This window comes from Streptomyces longisporus, assembly GCF_039532765.1.
Taxonomy (GTDB): domain Bacteria; phylum Actinomycetota; class Actinomycetes; order Streptomycetales; family Streptomycetaceae; genus Streptomyces; species Streptomyces longisporus.
Genome location: NZ_BAAASG010000016.1, coordinates 315,474 through 331,614, shown reverse-complemented (window position 1 = coordinate 331,614; position 16,141 = coordinate 315,474). Strand labels below are relative to the sequence as shown.

General features: G+C 69.1%; 20 protein-coding genes. 15 read left to right on the top strand and 5 right to left on the bottom strand.

Annotated elements, in window-relative coordinates; genetic code table 11:
- Nucleotides 1-15: 15 nt before the first annotated feature.
- From infA to truA, 7 genes are all read left to right on the top strand, one after another.
- The gene (infA, locus tag ABD355_RS33530) at nt 16-237 is read left to right on the top strand and encodes a translation initiation factor IF-1 (RefSeq protein ID WP_003948620.1); all 222 of its coding nucleotides are present in this window, start codon (nt 16-18) and stop codon (nt 235-237) included.
- A gap of 59 nt (nt 238-296) precedes the next feature.
- Nucleotides 297-410, top strand: coding sequence for a 50S ribosomal protein L36 (rpmJ, locus tag ABD355_RS33525; protein ID WP_003998809.1), 114 nt, complete (start codon nt 297-299; stop codon nt 408-410).
- 195 nt (nt 411-605) lie between these two features.
- Nucleotides 606-986, top strand: coding sequence for a 30S ribosomal protein S13 (gene rpsM, locus ABD355_RS33520; protein ID WP_009300593.1), 381 nt, complete (start codon nt 606-608; stop codon nt 984-986).
- 70 nt (nt 987-1,056) lie between these two features.
- Nucleotides 1,057-1,461 carry a 30S ribosomal protein S11 gene (gene rpsK, locus ABD355_RS33515; RefSeq protein WP_003956432.1) on the top strand — a complete coding sequence of 135 codons (405 nt, stop codon included), beginning with the start codon at nt 1,057-1,059 and terminating at the stop codon, nt 1,459-1,461.
- A 120-nt stretch (nt 1,462-1,581) separates the two neighbouring features.
- The gene (locus tag ABD355_RS33510; RefSeq protein ID WP_003966937.1) at nt 1,582-2,604 is read left to right on the top strand and encodes a DNA-directed RNA polymerase subunit alpha; all 1,023 of its coding nucleotides are present in this window, start codon (nt 1,582-1,584) and stop codon (nt 2,602-2,604) included.
- Nucleotides 2,605-2,698: 94 nt separating this feature from the next.
- On the top strand, nt 2,699-3,214 hold the full coding sequence (gene rplQ, locus ABD355_RS33505; RefSeq protein WP_344404663.1) for a 50S ribosomal protein L17: 516 nt from the start codon (nt 2,699-2,701) through the stop codon (nt 3,212-3,214).
- A 128-nt stretch (nt 3,215-3,342) separates the two neighbouring features.
- Nucleotides 3,343-4,197 (top strand): tRNA pseudouridine(38-40) synthase TruA, encoded by an 855-nt coding sequence (gene truA / locus ABD355_RS33500; RefSeq protein WP_344404662.1) that lies wholly within the window; start codon nt 3,343-3,345, stop codon nt 4,195-4,197.
- On the opposite strand, the gene ABD355_RS33495 is transcribed toward truA, so the two are convergent.
- Nucleotides 4,198-5,100, bottom strand: a complete 903-nt coding sequence (locus ABD355_RS33495) for a hypothetical protein (protein WP_344404661.1) — start codon at nt 5,098-5,100, stop codon at nt 4,198-4,200.
- Between the two features lie 347 nt (nt 5,101-5,447).
- On the opposite strand from ABD355_RS33495, the gene rplM reads away from it, so the two are divergent.
- The 4 genes from rplM to ABD355_RS33475 all read left to right on the top strand — a co-directional run bounded on the left by rplM (nt 5,448) and on the right by ABD355_RS33475 (nt 8,622).
- On the top strand, nt 5,448-5,891 hold the full coding sequence (gene rplM, locus ABD355_RS33490) for a 50S ribosomal protein L13 (RefSeq protein WP_030930458.1): 444 nt from the start codon (nt 5,448-5,450) through the stop codon (nt 5,889-5,891).
- A 42-nt stretch (nt 5,892-5,933) separates the two neighbouring features.
- Nucleotides 5,934-6,455, top strand: coding sequence for a 30S ribosomal protein S9 (gene rpsI, locus ABD355_RS33485; RefSeq protein WP_115906438.1), 522 nt, complete (start codon nt 5,934-5,936; stop codon nt 6,453-6,455).
- A gap of 162 nt (nt 6,456-6,617) precedes the next feature.
- Nucleotides 6,618-7,976, top strand: coding sequence for a phosphoglucosamine mutase (glmM, locus tag ABD355_RS33480; protein ID WP_344404660.1), 1,359 nt, complete (start codon nt 6,618-6,620; stop codon nt 7,974-7,976).
- Between the two features lie 145 nt (nt 7,977-8,121).
- The gene (locus tag ABD355_RS33475) at nt 8,122-8,622 is read left to right on the top strand and encodes a hypothetical protein (RefSeq protein WP_344404659.1); all 501 of its coding nucleotides are present in this window, start codon (nt 8,122-8,124) and stop codon (nt 8,620-8,622) included.
- Here ABD355_RS33475 and ABD355_RS33470 read toward each other — a convergent pair.
- The 3 genes from ABD355_RS33470 to ABD355_RS33460 form a co-directional block, all read right to left on the bottom strand.
- Nucleotides 8,619-9,566, bottom strand: a complete 948-nt coding sequence (locus ABD355_RS33470; protein ID WP_344404658.1) for a DUF389 domain-containing protein — start codon at nt 9,564-9,566, stop codon at nt 8,619-8,621. The genes ABD355_RS33475 and ABD355_RS33470 overlap by 4 nt on opposite strands.
- 21 nt (nt 9,567-9,587) lie before the next feature.
- Nucleotides 9,588-10,577, bottom strand: a complete 990-nt coding sequence (gene coaA / locus ABD355_RS33465) for a type I pantothenate kinase (RefSeq protein ID WP_344404657.1) — start codon at nt 10,575-10,577, stop codon at nt 9,588-9,590.
- Nucleotides 10,578-10,638: 61 nt separating this feature from the next.
- A complete protein-coding gene (locus ABD355_RS33460) occupies nt 10,639-10,803 on the bottom strand; it encodes a DUF6183 family protein (protein ID WP_344404656.1) in 165 nt (54 codons plus the stop codon).
- Between the two features lie 130 nt (nt 10,804-10,933).
- Between ABD355_RS33460 and glmS the strand changes: the two genes are divergently transcribed.
- The 3 genes from glmS to ABD355_RS33445 all read left to right on the top strand — a co-directional run bounded on the left by glmS (nt 10,934) and on the right by ABD355_RS33445 (nt 14,731).
- Complete coding sequence (glmS, locus tag ABD355_RS33455; protein ID WP_344404655.1) at nt 10,934-12,781, top strand: glutamine--fructose-6-phosphate transaminase (isomerizing); 1,848 nt, start codon at nt 10,934-10,936, stop codon at nt 12,779-12,781.
- Nucleotides 12,782-12,870: 89 nt separating this feature from the next.
- A complete protein-coding gene (locus tag ABD355_RS33450; protein ID WP_344404654.1) occupies nt 12,871-13,242 on the top strand; it encodes a holo-ACP synthase in 372 nt (123 codons plus the stop codon).
- Nucleotides 13,243-13,258: 16 nt separating this feature from the next.
- Entirely contained in the window at nt 13,259-14,731 is a 1,473-nt protein-coding gene (locus tag ABD355_RS33445; protein ID WP_344404653.1) for an NAD(P)H-hydrate dehydratase, read from the top strand.
- Between the two features lie 39 nt (nt 14,732-14,770).
- On the opposite strand, the gene ABD355_RS33440 is transcribed toward ABD355_RS33445, so the two are convergent.
- Complete coding sequence (locus tag ABD355_RS33440; protein WP_344404651.1) at nt 14,771-15,148, bottom strand: VOC family protein; 378 nt, start codon at nt 15,146-15,148, stop codon at nt 14,771-14,773.
- A gap of 128 nt (nt 15,149-15,276) precedes the next feature.
- Here ABD355_RS33440 and ABD355_RS33435 point away from each other — a divergent pair, with 128 nt between their 5' ends.
- Nucleotides 15,277-16,080 carry a L,D-transpeptidase family protein gene (locus ABD355_RS33435; RefSeq protein ID WP_344404649.1) on the top strand — a complete coding sequence of 268 codons (804 nt, stop codon included), beginning with the start codon at nt 15,277-15,279 and terminating at the stop codon, nt 16,078-16,080.
- The last annotated feature ends 61 nt before the right edge of the window (nt 16,081-16,141 follow it).

The window sequence follows — 16,141 nt, the reverse complement described above, 5'->3', positions numbered from 1 at the left end:
TTCGAAGGGCGAAGCGTGGCCAAGAAGCAAGGTGCCATCGAGATCGAGGGCACTGTCGTCGAGTCTCTTCCGAACGCCATGTTCAAGGTCGAGCTCCAGAACGGCCACCAGGTCCTGGCACACATCAGCGGCAAGATGCGTATGCACTACATCCGCATCCTCCCTGACGACCGGGTCGTGGTGGAGCTTTCTCCGTACGACCTGACGCGTGGCCGGATCGTCTACCGCTACAAGTAGATCTTGCCCGCATCCCGCTTCGGCGGGGTGGTGGCACTGACCCGGAGAACCTCAATCCCATGAAGGTCAAGCCGAGCGTCAAGAAGATCTGCGACAAGTGCAGGGTGATCCGCCGTCACGGTCGGGTCATGGTCATCTGCGAGAACCCGCGCCACAAGCAGCGCCAGGGCTGACGCACGATCGACCGATCCCTCTGCATCGATATCGCAGAGATTCGCGCGACGCGAGCTGAATATGTTCATACGCAGGACCCAAGCCGACATGGCTTGACACCCCCGGTTCGGAGGCCGGGGACTCGGTTCGTACCTCGTACGGCGGCCGGGAACCGGTTCTGTGGAAGACCTCCGAAGATCACCAGGAGCCATTGAATGGCACGCGTTTCCGGTGTTGACATCCCGCGCGAAAAGCGCGTGGAGGTCGCCCTCACCTACGTGTTCGGCATCGGCCGGACCCTCTCGAAGGAGACGCTGGCTGCGACCGGCGTCGACCCCAACACCCGCGTCCGCGACCTCTCCGAGGAGCAGCTCGTCGCGATCCGCGAGTACGTGGACAACAACATCAAGACCGAGGGTGACCTCCGTCGCGAGATCCAGGCCGACATCCGCCGCAAGGTCGAGATCGGCTGCTACCAGGGTCTCCGTCACCGTCGCGGTCTGCCCGTCCGCGGTCAGCGCACCAGCACCAACGCCCGTACCCGCAAGGGTCCGCGTCGCGCCATCGCCGGCAAGAAGAAGCCGGGCAAGAAGTAGTCCTCAGCGGACAACGCTTCATCAGCGGTCTTCGCTGTAGGACCGACCACCTCCCCGTAGGAGTTAGTAGATGCCCCCCAAGGGTCGTCAGGGCGCTGCCAAGAAGGTGCGCCGCAAGGAAAAGAAGAACGTCGCTCACGGCCACGCGCACATCAAGAGCACGTTCAACAACACGATCGTCTCGATCACGGACCCCTCGGGCAACGTGATCTCCTGGGCCTCCGCCGGCCACGTCGGCTTCAAGGGCTCGCGCAAGTCCACCCCCTTCGCCGCGCAGATGGCCGCCGAGTCGGCCGCCCGCCGCGCGCAGGAGCACGGCATGCGCAAGGTCGACGTCTTCGTGAAGGGCCCGGGCTCCGGTCGCGAGACCGCGATCCGCTCCCTCCAGGCCACCGGCCTCGAGGTCGGCTCCATCCAGGACGTCACGCCCACCCCGCACAACGGCTGCCGTCCGCCGAAGCGTCGTCGCGTCTGACGCGTCGCCTTCGCAGGCAGTGGTTTCGGGCGGTACGGCTCTGTAAGGGCCGTATCGCCCGTACCCTTGTAGTACCTCAGGGCGTCAAATAGCGGGCGCCCCTGACAGAAGGAACGCAACATGCTGATCGCTCAGCGTCCCTCGTTGACCGAAGAGGTCGTCGACGAGTTCCGCTCCCGGTTCGTGATCGAGCCGCTGGAGCCGGGCTTCGGCTACACCCTCGGCAACTCCCTGCGTCGTACGCTCCTCTCCTCGATCCCGGGTGCGGCGGTCACGTCCATCCGCATCGACGGCGTTCTGCACGAGTTCACCACCGTGCCGGGCGTCAAGGAGGACGTCACCGACCTGATCCTCAACATCAAGCAGCTGGTCGTCTCCTCGGAGCACGACGAGCCGGTCGTGATGTACCTGCGCAAGCAGGGCCCGGGTCTCGTCACCGCCGCCGACATCGCGCCCCCGGCCGGTGTCGAGGTGCACAACCCCGACCTGGTCCTCGCCACGCTCAACGGCAAGGGCAAGCTGGAGATGGAGCTCACGGTCGAGCGCGGCCGCGGTTACGTCTCCGCCGTGCAGAACAAGCAGGTGGGCCAGGAGATCGGCCGTATCCCGGTCGACTCCATCTACTCGCCGGTGCTGAAGGTCACGTACAAGGTCGAGGCGACCCGTGTCGAGCAGCGCACCGACTTCGACAAGCTGATCGTCGACGTCGAGACCAAGCAGGCGATGCGTCCCCGTGACGCCATGGCCTCCGCCGGTAAGACCCTGGTCGAGCTGTTCGGTCTCGCCCGCGAGCTGAACATCGACGCCGAGGGCATCGACATGGGCCCGTCCCCGACGGACGCCGCCCTTGCCGCTGATCTGGCGCTGCCGATCGAGGAGCTGGAGCTCACCGTTCGGTCGTACAACTGCCTCAAGCGTGAGGGCATCCACTCCGTGGGTGAGCTCGTCGCCCGCTCCGAGGCCGACCTCCTGGACATCCGCAACTTCGGTGCGAAGTCCATCGACGAGGTCAAGGCGAAGCTGGCCGGCATGGGCCTGGCCCTCAAGGACAGCCCGCCCGGATTCGACCCCACGGCCGCCGCCGACGCCTTCGGCGCCGACGACGACGCGGACGCGGGTTTCGTGGAGACCGAGCAGTACTGACCGTACTGACAGGTCGTTGCCGGTGAGCATCCGCTCATCGGGTTCCTGACCCCGGTACCTGATACGGCCGGGGCAGACACACAGGAGAAGAACAATGCCGAAGCCCACCAAGGGTGCCCGTCTGGGCGGCAGCGCCGCGCACGAGAAGCTGCTCCTCGCGAACCTCGCGAAGTCGCTGTTCGAGCACGGCCGTATCACCACCACCGAGGCGAAGGCCCGCCGTCTGCGGCCGTACGCCGAGCGTCTGGTGACCAAGGCGAAGAAGGGCGACCTTCACAACCGCCGGCAGGTGCTGCAGGTCATCACGGACAAGAGCGTCGTCCACACGCTCTTCACCGAGATCGGCCCGCGCTACGAGAACCGTCCGGGTGGCTACACCCGCATCACCAAGATCGGTAACCGCCGTGGCGACAACGCGCCCATGGCTGTCATCGAGCTGGTCGAGGCGCTGACGGTTGCGCAGCAGGCGACGGGTGAGGCCGAGGCCGCCACCAAGCGTGCCGCCAAGGACGCCGAGGCCGCGGCTCCGGTTGCCGAGGAGACCAAGGTCGAGGAGACCGAGGTCGAGGCCACCGAGGCTGAGGCCGCCGAGGAGTCGAAGGACGCGTAAGGCCGTCTTTTGACTGCCGGTCCGTTGTGGCTGGTCGTGCAGTTCCCCGCGCCCCTGAAGGGGCGCGTCAGTGGGCCCGTTCCTTTCGAGGAGCGGGCCCGCTTTGGTGTTCCTGAGAGGATCCCTGTGTGAGTGATGAAGTAGAACCCGGTTATGTGCGCGTCCGTCTCGATCTGTCCTACGACGGTTCCGAGTTCTCCGGGTGGGCCAAGCAGGCCGGGGGGCGGCGGACCGTGCAGGGGGAGATCGAGGATGCGTTGCGTACGGTCACGCGGTCTCGGGAGAGTTATGAGCTGACCGTGGCCGGGCGGACCGATGCCGGGGTGCATGCACGGGGGCAGGTGGCGCACGTGGATCTGCCGCGGGAGGTCTGGGGTGCGCACCACGACAAGCTGCTGAAGCGGCTTGCCGGGCGGCTGCCGCGGGATGTGCGGGTGTGGGCCCTCAGGGAGGCGCCCAGCGGCTTCAACGCCCGTTTCTCGGCGGTCTGGCGTCGGTATGCGTACCGGGTCACCGACAACCCGGGCGGGGTCGATCCGCTGCTGCGCAGCCATGTGCTCTGGCACGACTGGCCGCTCGACGTCGACGCCATGAACGAGGCCGCCGAGCGTTTGCTGGGGGAGCACGACTTCGCCGCCTACTGCAAGAAGCGGGAGGGCGCGACCACCATTCGTACGCTGCAGCAGCTGAGCCTGGTGCGCGGGGACGACGGGATCATCACCGCGACCGTGCGGGCCGACGCCTTCTGCCACAACATGGTGCGCTCGCTGATCGGGGCGCTGCTGTTCGTGGGGGACGGGCACCGGGGGCCGGACTGGCCGGGCAAGGTGCTCGCGGCCGGCGTACGGGACTCGGCGGTGCATGTCGTACGGCCGCACGGGCTGACCCTGGAGGAGGTCGGCTACCCGGCCGACGAGCTGCTCGCCGCGCGCAACAAGGAGGCGCGCAACAAGCGGACGCTGCCCGGGGCCGGGTGCTGCTAGTTACTGGTTCGCCGCTGCCGACGCCTGCGCCTCGCCGCGGGCGTGGATCTGGCGGAAGGTGTACAGCTGCAGGTCGTTGCCGGTCTTGAAGACGGACGTGGACTGGTTGGTGACGTCCTTGCCGTTGGTGAAGCCGACCGTGGCGAAGTAGGCGTAGCGGCCGTAGGAGTTGGCCGTCGTGAGGCAGGTGGCGGCGTTGCAGAAGGCCTTCACGCCGTTGCCCGGCAGGGCGGTGACGAAGGCCTTCTGGTGTGCCTTGGCCGCCGCGTTCGACTGGGTTCTGGCCTTGGCCGCCTGGGCCTCGGTGTCGAAGACGGCGACGCCGACCGTCACCGCGACACCGTCCCTGCTGTAGGTGGCACGCAGCAGGCGGGTGCAGCCGTTGCCGGTGAGGATCTTCGGGAGGGTGTCCTGGGCGGCCGAGGCGCAGTCCTTGGTGTCGGCCGTGGCGCCCCTCTTGTAGACGTTCGACTCCATGGTCAGCTGTGCGAGCGGGAAGAGGTTCTGCACGCTGAGCGGGGCCTTGTCCTTGGCCTTGCTGGCGATGAACTCCTTCGGGTCCAGCGGGGGCGGGGCGCTGGTCGGGGCGAAGGAGGGCGCCGAGGCGCTGCCGCTCGGGATCGACCCGCTTGCGGGGAGGTTGGACGGGTTGCCCGAGGCCTCGTTCTTGCCGTTCGCCGAGACCACGGCCATGGCGACGGCCGTGCCGATCGCGAGCGTGGCGACCGCGCCGCCGCCGATGAACAGCAGCCGGCGCCTCTTGTTGCGCGTCTCGGAGGCCTCGGCGAGCGCTGCCCAGTCCGGGGTCTGGCCGTCGTCGCCGCCGCTGGTCCACGGCTGCTGCGAGTGCGGTTTCCAGGGGTCCCACTGGGACTGCGGTCCCCCCTGCTGCCCAAAGCTCATGGGGCGCATCTTAGACGGGAGGCGGGTGGTGCCGGTGAGGGTCCGTGGAGGCCTGTGGGGACCTTTCCGGCAGGGCCGTACATCTCGGCCGAGTATTGTTGCCGTGGCGTGGTGCGGGAAGGCGCGGGCCTCGTTTTGACCCGTCCGGGGCAGCGCTAGTACCCTTGCGGTTTGTTATGCGTATTGGCTTGGTCGCTCTCCGGCGGAAGGCCCTTACGTAGGTTCCCTGGAGCAGTTACCAGTGGGCGGCATACGGGCAGTGGGCCCGGCTTCTGTCGCCCCCAGCTGCATGATCGCTTCAAGGATGCCTTGTGTCAGCACCCATCCCTGAAGAAGAAGGCTGAGAAGTGCGTACGTACAGCCCTAAGCCCGGCGATGTGACTCGCCAGTGGCACGTCATTGACGCTCAGGACGTCGTCCTGGGCCGTCTCGCCACCACCGCCGCCTCCCTCCTGCGGGGCAAGCACAAGCCGATCTACGCCCCTCACGTCGACACCGGTGACTTCGTCATCATCATCAACGCCGACAAGGTGCACCTCTCCGGCAACAAGCGGACCCAGAAGATGGCGTACCGCCACTCCGGCTACCCGGGTGGTCTGCGCTCCGTCCGCTACGACGACCTCCTCGCGAACAACCCCGAGAAGGCCGTCGAGAAGGCCGTCAAGGGCATGCTCCCCAAGAACACCCTGGGCCGTCAGATGCTCTCCAAGCTGAAGGTCTACTCGGGCGACCAGCACCCGCACGCTGCCCAGCAGCCGGTGCCGTTCGAGATCACCCAGGTCGCGCAGTAAGTCCGGCCACCCCCTAAGACTGAAGAGAATCTGAGGAGAATCGTGGCCGAGACCACCGTTGAGCAGCCGGTCGAAGAGACTGAGCTCGTCGACATCGACAGCTACACCACCGAGTCCGAGGTCCCCGTCGAGGGCGAGTACACCTCGGAGTCCCTCGCGTCCCGCTTCGGCGAGCCCCAGCCGGCCGCCGGCCTGGGCCGTCGCAAGAACGCCATCGCCCGCGTCCGGATCGTCCCGGGCACCGGCAAGTGGAAGATCAACGGTCGCACCCTCGAGGACTACTTCCCGAACAAGGTGCACCAGCAGGAAGTCAACGAGCCCTTCAAGGTGCTCGAGCTCGAGGGCCGTTACGACGTCATCGCCCGCATCGCGGGTGGCGGTGTCTCCGGTCAGGCCGGTGCGCTCCGTCTCGGTGTCGCCCGCGCGCTGAACGAGGCCGACGTCGACAACAACCGCGGCCCGCTCAAGAAGGCCGGCTTCCTGCGCCGCGACGACCGTGCGGTCGAGCGCAAGAAGGCCGGTCTGAAGAAGGCCCGCAAGGCCCCGCAGTACAGCAAGCGCTAAGCTTCGCTGCCTGCTCGTACGTACGCCCCGGCGGCACGCCTCAGTGCTGTCGGGGCGTTCGTTTATCACTGTCGGGGGCGTATAACGGCACAAGACCCTCGAAGGCTTGTGTGATGGGCTGCCGGTACGCCTGCGACAACTGACGCTTCCTCAGGAGGACAAGTGGGACGACTCTTCGGCACGGACGGCGTGCGCGGCGTCGCCAACGCGGACCTGACGGCGGAGATGGCGCTCGGCCTCTCCGTGGCCGCGGCGCACGTACTGGCCGAGGCGGGCACCTTCGAGGGCCACCGGGCGACGGCGGTCGTCGGACGGGACCCGCGCGCGTCCGGAGAGTTCCTGGAGGCCGCCGTGGTCGCCGGCCTCGCCAGCGCCGGCGTGGACGTCCTGCGCGTCGGCGTGCTGCCCACTCCCGCTGTGGCGTATCTCACGGGCGCCCTCGGCGCCGACCTGGGCGTCATGCTCTCCGCCAGCCACAACGCCATGCCCGACAACGGCATCAAGTTCTTCGCCCGCGGCGGCCACAAGCTCGCCGACGAGCTCGAGGACAAGATCGAGGCCGTGTACGAGTCCCACCGGCACGGCGAGCCCTGGGAGCGGCCGACCGGAGCGGGCGTGGGGCGGGTGCGGTCGTACGACGAGGGCTTCGACCAGTACGTCGCGCATCTCATCGGCGTGCTCCCGAACCGGCTCGACCGGCTGAAGATCGTCCTCGACGAGGCGCACGGTGCCGCGGCGGGGGTGTCGCCGGAGGCGTTCTCGCGAGCCGGTGCCGAGGTGATCACGATCGGCGCCGAGCCGGACGGGCTCAACATCAACGACGGCTGCGGCTCGACCCATCTGGGCCTGCTGAAGGCCGCCGTCGTCGAGCACGGGGCCGCGCTCGGCATCGCGCACGACGGGGACGCGGACCGGTGCCTCGCCGTGGACCACACCGGTGCGGAGGTCGACGGCGACCAGATCCTGGCCGTGCTGGCGCTCGCGATGCGGGAGCGGGGCGTACTGCGGGAGGACACCGTCGTCGCCACGGTCATGTCCAACCTGGGCTTCAAGCTGGCGCTGGAGCGGGAGGGGCTGCATCTGGTCCAGACGGCGGTCGGGGACCGGTATGTGCTGGAGGAGATGAAGGAGCACGGGTACGCGCTCGGCGGCGAGCAGTCCGGGCATGTGATCATCCTCGATCACGCGACCACCGGTGACGGCACGCTGACCGGGCTGCTGCTGGCGGCCCGGGTCGCCGAGACCGGCCGTACGCTCAAGGACCTCGCCGGAGTCATGGAGCGACTGCCGCAGGTGCTGATCAATGTGCCGGACGTGGACCGGACACGGGTGAAGACCTCCGCGGAGCTGGCGGCTGCCGTCGCCGAGGCCGAGCGGGAACTCGGGTCCACCGGGCGGGTGCTGCTGCGACCGTCGGGGACCGAGCCCCTGGTGCGGGTGATGGTCGAGGCCGCCGACATCGACCAGGCCCGGGCCGTGGCCGGGCGGCTTGCCGACGTGGTGAAGTCGGCGCTGGGTTAGAGCCGACCCGCGTCACTCGAAGGTCGTAACACAATGTGCCGAATGGGTTACTGATTGTTTCACTGACGTCGAGGCCGCCATGCGTGGCGTGCCCCCGACGGAAGTGAGAAACAGCATGAAGACAGTCAGCAGCACCCTGAAGCGAATGGCCGTTCCGGTCCTGGCCGTGAGTCTCGCCGTTCCCGCGTTCGCCACCCCGGCCGCGGCCGCGACCCCCGGCTCCACCGCGCTCCGTCTCTTCGGCATGGTGGTGCTCAGCGCACGTTCGGGCGTGGCGAACCATGTCACGGCCAGTACCTCCACCGGTCGTGTGATCCTCACGGACTCCACGGGCATCGCGCTGGGACCGGGTTGCGTTCGGCTGACCGCCACCAGCGTCGACTGCGGCAGCGTCGCCGGCACCTCGCGGCTCTCGATCGGACTGGGTGACCTGGACGACAGCTTCGACGGGACGAGCGTCTCGCTGCCCACCCTCGTCGACGCCGGTACGGGCTCCGACACCGTGGCGACCGGCAGCGGCAACGACACGATCGGAGTGAGCGGCGACTCGCCCGCCGTCGACACGGTGAGCTGTGACGGCGGCTCCGACGTGGTGTTCGCCGACCCCGGCGACAGCGTCGCCGCGGACTGCGAAACCCGCTCCTAGACGCCGCCCGCCTTGGCCGTGCGTTCACGCTGCCTGGCCCAGAGCCATTTCTGGGCCAGGAGTGTGAGGGTGCCGGCCAGGACGATGCCGAGCAGGTTCAGCAGGAGCTGCTCGGTGGAGCCCCAGGCCTGTCTGTACTCGTCGTAGGCGAAGGCCACTGCCGCGTTCGCGGCGGCCGGGACCGTGGTCACCGAGATGGCCACGCCCACCAGGGCGCCGGACTTCGCCGAGGTGAGGGAGAGGGTGCCCGCGGCTCCGGCCAGCACCGCGACGACGAACGAGAACGCGTCGGGGCGGTAGATGAAGTTGGTGTTGGGGCGTTCGGCTTCCAGCCGGACCTTGGTGAACAGGTCGACGCCGTCCATGAAGTAGGTGAAGCCGACCGTCACCAGCATGGCGACGGCGAAGCCGACGAGCAGCGCGATCACTGACCGCAGGGCGAGACGCGGATGGCGTTGCACCAGCGCCGTGCAGATACCCGCCAGCGGGCCGAACTCCGGGCCCACCGCCATCGCGCCCACGATCAGGATGGCGTTGTCGAGGACGACACCGCAGGCCGCGATCATCGTGGCGAGCGTGATGAAGGCGACGTAGGTGATGGAGAGCGTGGACTCCTCGTGCGTAGCGTCGGTGAGGTGCTCCCAGAGGACCGCGTCCGCGCCTTCGCCGGGTGCCTCCGCCTCGGCCTTGTCGGCTCGCCTGGACAGCGACAGGTCGATGTTCTCCACGGCGATGGATCCGGTGCGGTCGAGCTCCAACGCCCTGAGTTCGCCGATGAGTTCGTCGCCCGCCTCGCGTGCGACGTCGCACATCACGACATCGCCTGCGGGGTTGCGGGCGGCTCCCGGCAGCACGACGAGATGCGTGGTGCCGACAGTCTTCTCTATCAGGCGGACCACGTCGCCGGTCCTGTCGGACGGCGTGATCAGGCGCAGGTGCAGCATGGTCCTTTTTAACAGGAGGGTCTACAGCTTGCGCAGCCGCAGCCGCTGGACCTTGTGGTCCGGGCCCTTGCGGACGACCAGGGTGGCCCGGCCGCGGGTCGGGGCGATGTTCTCCACCAGGTTGGGCTTGTTGATGGTGCGCCACTGGGTGCGGGCGTATTCGAGGGCCTCCTCCTCGGACACCTGCGTGTACTTGCGGAAGTACGAGTGCGGGTCCTGGAAGGCCGTCTGACGCAGCTTCTTGAACCGGTTGAGATACCAGCGTTCGACGTCCTCGGGGCTGGCGTCGATGTACACGCTGAAGTCGAAGAAGTCGGCGAGACCGACGCGGGTACGGCCGTCCTTGCCGGGGAGGGCGGGCTGTAGGACGTTGAGGCCCTCGACGATCAGGATGTCCGGGCGGCGGACCGTGAGCCGCTGGTCGGGGACGATGTCGTAGATGAGGTGGGAGTAGACGGGGGCCGTCACCTCGTCCTTGCCCGCCTTGATGTCGGCGACGAAGCGGGTCAGGGCGCGGCGGTCGTAGGACTCGGGGAAACCCTTCCGCGACATGAGGCCGCGGGCCTGGAGCTCCCTGGTGGGAAGCAGGAAGCCGTCGGTCGTGACGCGCTCGACCCGGGGGTGCTCGGGCCAGCGGGAGAGCAGGGCCTGGAGGAGGCGGGCGACGGTCGACTTGCCGCCGGCCACGGAGCCGGCGACCCCTATGACGAAGGGCGTACCGGACTGGCTGCCCTGTTCGCCGAGGAAGGTGTTCAGGGCGCCTCTGAGGCCGTCGGTGGCTCCGACGTAGAGGTTGAGGAGCCGGGACAGCGGGAGGTAGATGTCCCGCACCTCGTCGAGGTCGATGACGTCACCGAGGCCGCGCAGCTTCTCGACCTCCTCGGCGGTGAGGGGGAGCGGCGTCTTCTCACGCAGCGCGCTCCACTCGGATCGGGTGAGGTCGACGTAGGGAGTCGCCTCCGGCCTGGGCCGGTGGGCGCTCCGGGGCGTCGAGGAGACCGGAGAGATCACAGTCCATTGTTAACGGAGTTTGAACGGGGTGGGGGGTGGGGTCGGTCACGTTGTTCCGTGATCAAGCGCTTGGGGGCGTCTTCACGTGCAGTCGAGATGCTGCTGGAATCAGTCGGTGCCAGGCCGCGAGCCGCCCATACGCACCGGCCATGCCGCTGCCGTACGCGGGGCTGCGCACCGCCGTGGTGAGCAGCATCTGCAGCACCTGCAGCACCAAGGCGGGCATGTACACGCCAAATCGCACAAGGTTTCGCTTCGGCTGGATCGCCGTAGGCCTTCACGCCGCGGTGGAAAATTTCCGAATTCGGGCAAGCGGAGGGCGGTTTCGGCGGCCGTCGGATCGTAGGCTGCGGCGCATGTGCGGAATCGTGGGATACGTGGGGTCGCAGTCGGCGCTCGATGTCGTGATGGCCGGGCTGAAGCGGCTGGAGTACCGGGGGTACGACTCGGCCGGTGTCGCCGTGCTGGCGGACGGCGGGCTGGCGGCCGCGAAGAAGGCCGGGAAGCTGGTGAACCTGGAGAAGGAGCTGGTGGACCGGCCGCTGCCGACGGGCTCGACGGGGATCGGGCACACGCGGTGGGCCACGCATGGCGGGCCCACGGATCCGAATGCGCATCCTCACCTCGACAACGCGGGGCGGGTTGCCGTCGTCCACAACGGGATCATCGAGAACTTCGCCCTGCTGCGGGCCGAGTTGGAGGAGCGGGGCCACGACCTCGCCTCCGAGACGGACACCGAGGTGGTGGCGCATCTGCTCGCCGAGGAGTTCTCGGCCTGCGCGGACCTCGCCGAGGCGATGCGGCTGGTGTGCCGGCGCCTGGAAGGGGCGTTCACGCTGGTCGCGGTGCATGCGGACGAGCCGGACGTGGTGGTCGGGGCGCGGCGGAACTCACCGCTCGTGGTGGGCGTGGGGGAGGGCGAGACGTTCCTGGCCTCCGATGTCGCCGCGTTCATCGACCACACCAGGTCGGCCATCGAGCTGGGCCAGGACCAGGTCGTCGAGCTGCGGCGCGACGGGGTGACGGTGACGGGGTTCGACGGCCGCCCGGCCGACGTGCGCTCGTACCACGTCGACTGGGACGCCTCCGCCGCGGAAAAGGGCGGCTACGACTACTTCATGCTCAAGGAGATCGCCGAGCAGCCCAAGGCGGTCGCCGACACGTTGCTGGGGCGCATCGACGCGGGGGGTTCGCTGACGCTGGACGAGCTCCGGATCAGCGCCGCCGAGCTGCGGGAAGTCGACAAGGTGGTGATCGTGGCGTGCGGTACGGCTTTTCATGCCGGACTCATCGCCAAGTACGCCATCGAGCACTGGACACGGATTCCGTGTGAGGTGGAGCTTGCGAGTGAGTTCCGGTATCGGGATCCGATTCTTGGCGCGCGGTCGCTCGTGATCGCGATTTCCCAGTCCGGCGAGACCATGGACACGCTGATGGCGCTGCGGCATGCGCGGGAGCAGGGCTCCAAGGTGCTGGCCATCTGCAACACCAACGGGTCGACGATTCCGAGGGAATCGGATGCGGTGCTGTACACGCATGCGGGGCCGGAGGTGGCCGTCGCGTCCACCAAGGCGTTTTTGACGCAGCTTGTGGCCTGTTATCTGGTTGCTCTGTATCTGGGGCAGGTGCGGGGGACCAAGTGGGGCGACGAGATCGGGGCCGTCATCCGGGACCTGTCGCACATCTCCGGTGAGGTCGAGCGTGTGCTGGAGACCATGGAGCCGGTACGGGAGTTGGCCAGGTCGCTCGCCGACAAGAACACGGTGCTGTTCCTGGGGCGGCATGTGGGGTATCCGGTGGCGCTGGAGGGGGCTCTGAAGCTGAAGGAGCTCGCCTACATGCATGCGGAGGGGTTTGCGGCGGGGGAGTTGAAGCACGGTCCGATCGCCTTGATCGAGCCCGATCTGCCGGTGGTCGTCGTTGTGCCCTCGCCTCGGGGGCGGTCCGTTCTCCACGACAAGATCGTGTCCAACATCCAGGAGATCCGGGCGCGGGGAGCGCGGACGATCGTGATCGCGGAGGAGGGGGACGAGGCCGTCGTGCCGTACGCCGACCATCTCGTACGGATCCCCGCGACGCCGACACTGCTGCAGCCGCTGGTGGCCACGGTGCCATTGCAGGTCTTCGCGTGTGAACTTGCGACGGCTCGCGGCAACGAGGTGGACCAGCCGCGCAACCTCGCGAAGTCGGTGACGGTGGAGTGAGCGGGCCGGCTGGAGCGATCCCGCACGGTCGAGCGGCCGAGGACCTGTTCGCCGAGGACCCGGAGGTTCCCGGCGAATAGAGTGCCCGAATGAGCATCATCGGGGTCGGTATCGACGTGGCCGAGATCGAGCGGTTCGAGGCGTCGCTCAAGCGGACGCCTGGGATGGCGGAACGGCTGTTCCTGGAGAGCGAGTTGCTGCTGGCCAGCGGGGAGCGTCGGGGTGTGGCCTCGCTCGCCGCCCGGTTCGCCGCCAAGGAAGCGCTGGCCAAGGCTCTCGGTGCGCCGGCCGGGCTGCTGTGGACGGATGCCGAGGTGTTCGTCGAGGACAGCGGGCAGCCCCGGGTGCGGGTGAGGGGCACGGTGGCGGCGCGGGCGGCCGAGCTGGGGGTGCGGTCCTGGCATGTGTCGCTGAGTCACGACGCCGGGGTGGCGTCGGCGGTGGTGATCGCCGAGGGCTGAGGGCAGACTCGACCCCATGCGTACTGCGTACAGCGTGGAGACGGTAAGGGCAGCGGAGCGGGAGCTCATGGCGCGGCTCCCCGAGGGGGCGTTGATGCAGCGGGCGGCTGCCGGGCTCGCCGCCGCTTGCGCCGATCTGATCGGGCGGGTCTACGCCAGCCGGGTCGTGCTGCTCGTCGGGAGCGGCGACAACGGAGGTGACGCGTTGTATGCCGGGGCGCGGCTGGCCCGGCGGGGGGCCGCGGTCGTGGCCGTGCTGCTCGCACCCGAGCGGGCCCATCCCGGTGGACTTGCCGCCCTGCTGCGCGCCGGAGGGCGGATCGTAGGCAGCGGGGCGGGCGCCGGCGCTGCCGCCTCCGCCGGGGTCGGTGCCGTAGAAGAGGCGATTCTTCGGGCCGATCTCGTCGTGGACGGGATCGTCGGGATCGGCGGGACGGGCGGACTTCGGCCCGAGGCCGCGCAGTTGGCCGCGTGCGTCGAAGAATCCGGTGCCGCCGTCGTCGCCGTCGATCTGCCGAGCGGTGTCGACGCCGATACCGGGGAGGTGCGCGGTGCCGCCATCCGGGCCGATCTCACCGTCACGTTCGGGACGCACAAGCCCGGGCTGCTGATCGATCCCGCGCGGGAGTACGCAGGGTCGGTACGGCTCGTGGACATCGGGCTCGGGGAGGTGCTGCCCGCCGAGCCGGAGCTGGAGGCCCTGCAGCACGCGGACGTGGCGCGGCTTCTGCCGGTGCCGGGCGCCGAGAGTGACAAGTACCGGCGGGGGGTGGTGGGGATCGCCGCCGGGTCCGCGCGCTATCCCGGCGCCGCTGTCCTCGCCGTGTCCGGGGCGCTGAGGGGCGGTGCGGGAGCCGTGCGGTACGTCGGGCCCGCCGGGGACGCCGTCGTCTCGCGGTTCCCGGAGACCCTCGTATCGGATCAGGGGCCGGCGAAGGCCGGGCGGGTGCAGGCATGGGTGGTCGGGCCCGGCGCGGGGGACGACGCCGCGACCGTGGCCGAGGTGCTGGAAGCGGACGTGCCCGTGCTCGTCGACGCGGACGGGCTGCGGCTTGCCGAACGGGATGCCGTACGGGCTCGTAGCGCCCCGACGTTGATGACCCCGCACGCCGGGGAGGCCGCCGCGCTGCTCGGTGTGGCGCGGGAGGAGGTCGAGGGGGCACGGCTGGCCTCGGCGCGCGAACTCGCCTCGCGGTACGGGGCGACCGTGCTGCTCAAGGGGTCCACCACGCTCGTCGCCGACTCGGGGGGCCGCGTCGTGCGGGTCAATGCGACCGGGACGCCGTGGCTCGCCACCGCGGGCAGCGGGGACGTGCTCTCCGGGCTCGCCGGGTCGCTGCTGGCGTCCGGCCTGTCCGCGCTGGACGCGGGGAGCGCGGCGGCGTATCTGCACGGGCTGGCCGGGCGGTTCGCAGCCGACGGAGCGCCGGCCGGGGCGCACGACGTGGCCGAGGCCATTCCGGGGGCGTGGCGGGACGTGCGGAACTGACCGACCGTCGGCAGGTGGTCGGCCGTTCTTCAGCAAGCCCTACCGCAGGTCCTCCACCACGCTGAGGATGTTCCCCTCGCTGTCCTTGAACCAGGCGCCGCGCATGCCGGCGCCCTCCGCCACGCCGTTCACCGTCTTCAGGCCCGGCAGGTCGTACTCCTCGAAGGTCACGCCGCGGCCGCGCAGTTCCGTCATCTCCGCGTCGAGGTCGCCGACGACCCAGCCGGCCAGGGTGTGGGCGGCCTGGCCGCCGCTCGGTGTCGTGTAGAGCACGAACCGGGCACCGCCGGACTCGAAGAGCGCGGTGTCCTGCCGGTCGTCGATGAGCTTGAGGCCGAGCGTGTCGCCGTAGAAGTGCTTGGCCCTTTCGATGTCGGTCGCCGGGATGACGGCGTTGAGTGGTGTGTCTGCCAGCATCTCCACCACCTCCGTTCCCAGCCTAGGCCGGGAGGTGTGAGCCGTCGCCCCGGGCGGCGCTCGTCGGAAAGGGTGAACCCGCCGCGCGCCGCTCCCGGCCTGCCGGCCCTGCGCGTTTCTCTGATTGCATGATCAATAGACATTTTGTGCATATCGCCTGCCAGGGTGTCGCGGTCGTGCTCGCCGCCGTCACGGTCCTGCCTGTCGGCGCCCTTTCGGCCTCCGCCGCGCCCCCGCGCCCGGATCCGAGGGCGACCTCGGTTCACCGGCCCGCCGACGACGAGGACGCCGTAGCGGACGGGGACCTCGTCGAGGTCGTGCCGCACCAGGACGTCGTCGGGAAGGTGAAGTGCAGCCGGCGGACCGGGCCCTATCAGCGGGCGGTCGAGAAGTGGCTGAAGCTGAAGGCGGACGGGAAGCAGTCGGCCGCCGACTGCAAGGCCGTCCGGGACTTTCAGGAGCAGCACGGGATCAAGCCCGCGATCGGGTTCGCCGGGCCCGCCACCTGGGCCACCATGCAGCTCATCTCCGCCAAGGACGATCCGAACGCGAAGCACAAGTGCCCCGTGCGCAAGCACCGGGTCGCGTGCGTCGATCTCGACCGGCAGGTGACCTGGGTGCAGAAGGGCAGTGACGTGGTCTACGGGCCCGTCCCGATGCGCAGCGGGCGGGTCGGGCACGCCACCCGGACCGGGTGGCACAAGATCTACTGGAAGCACAAGAACCACTGGTCGACGCTCTACGACGCGCCCATGCCCTATGCGCAGTTCTTCAGCGGCGGGCAGGCCTTCCACGGCGTCCACGACAGCATTTACACCACCCTCGGCTCCTGGGGGTGCATCAACCTGCGGCTGGACGACGCCCGGAAGCTGTGGCGGGTGCTGAAGAAGGGCGACCGTGTGTATGTGTGGGGACACCGGCCCGGGAAGTAGGCGGCTTGGACGGGGCCGGTGCCTCGGGGGGTGTCCGACCCCTCTGAGACACTGGGGGCGC

Bases quoted from the DNA above. Each gene is read 5' to 3' on its own strand.
- ABD355_RS33495 (WP_344404661.1), bottom strand. From the start codon at position 5,100: ATGAGCTTTGGGCAGCAGGGGGGACCGCAGTCCCAGTGGGACCCCTGG.
- glmS (WP_344404655.1), top strand. From the start codon at position 10,934: ATGTGCGGAATCGTGGGATACGTGGGGTCGCAGTCGGCGCTCGATGTC.
- rpsM (WP_009300593.1), top strand. From the start codon at position 606: ATGGCACGCGTTTCCGGTGTTGACATCCCGCGCGAAAAGCGCGTGGAG.
- ABD355_RS33510 (WP_003966937.1), top strand. From the start codon at position 1,582: ATGCTGATCGCTCAGCGTCCCTCGTTGACCGAAGAGGTCGTCGACGAG.
- rplQ (WP_344404663.1), top strand. From the start codon at position 2,699: ATGCCGAAGCCCACCAAGGGTGCCCGTCTGGGCGGCAGCGCCGCGCAC.
- ABD355_RS33470 (WP_344404658.1), bottom strand. From the start codon at position 9,566: ATGCTGCACCTGCGCCTGATCACGCCGTCCGACAGGACCGGCGACGTG.
- ABD355_RS33435 (WP_344404649.1), top strand. From the start codon at position 15,277: ATGATCAATAGACATTTTGTGCATATCGCCTGCCAGGGTGTCGCGGTC.
- ABD355_RS33440 (WP_344404651.1), bottom strand. From the start codon at position 15,148: ATGCTGGCAGACACACCACTCAACGCCGTCATCCCGGCGACCGACATC.
- rpmJ (WP_003998809.1), top strand. From the start codon at position 297: ATGAAGGTCAAGCCGAGCGTCAAGAAGATCTGCGACAAGTGCAGGGTG.
- ABD355_RS33450 (WP_344404654.1), top strand. From the start codon at position 12,871: ATGAGCATCATCGGGGTCGGTATCGACGTGGCCGAGATCGAGCGGTTC.
- ABD355_RS33475 (WP_344404659.1), top strand. From the start codon at position 8,122: ATGGCCGTTCCGGTCCTGGCCGTGAGTCTCGCCGTTCCCGCGTTCGCC.
- ABD355_RS33460 (WP_344404656.1), bottom strand. From the start codon at position 10,803: ATGCCCGCCTTGGTGCTGCAGGTGCTGCAGATGCTGCTCACCACGGCG.
- ABD355_RS33445 (WP_344404653.1), top strand. From the start codon at position 13,259: ATGCGTACTGCGTACAGCGTGGAGACGGTAAGGGCAGCGGAGCGGGAG.
- rpsK (WP_003956432.1), top strand. From the start codon at position 1,057: ATGCCCCCCAAGGGTCGTCAGGGCGCTGCCAAGAAGGTGCGCCGCAAG.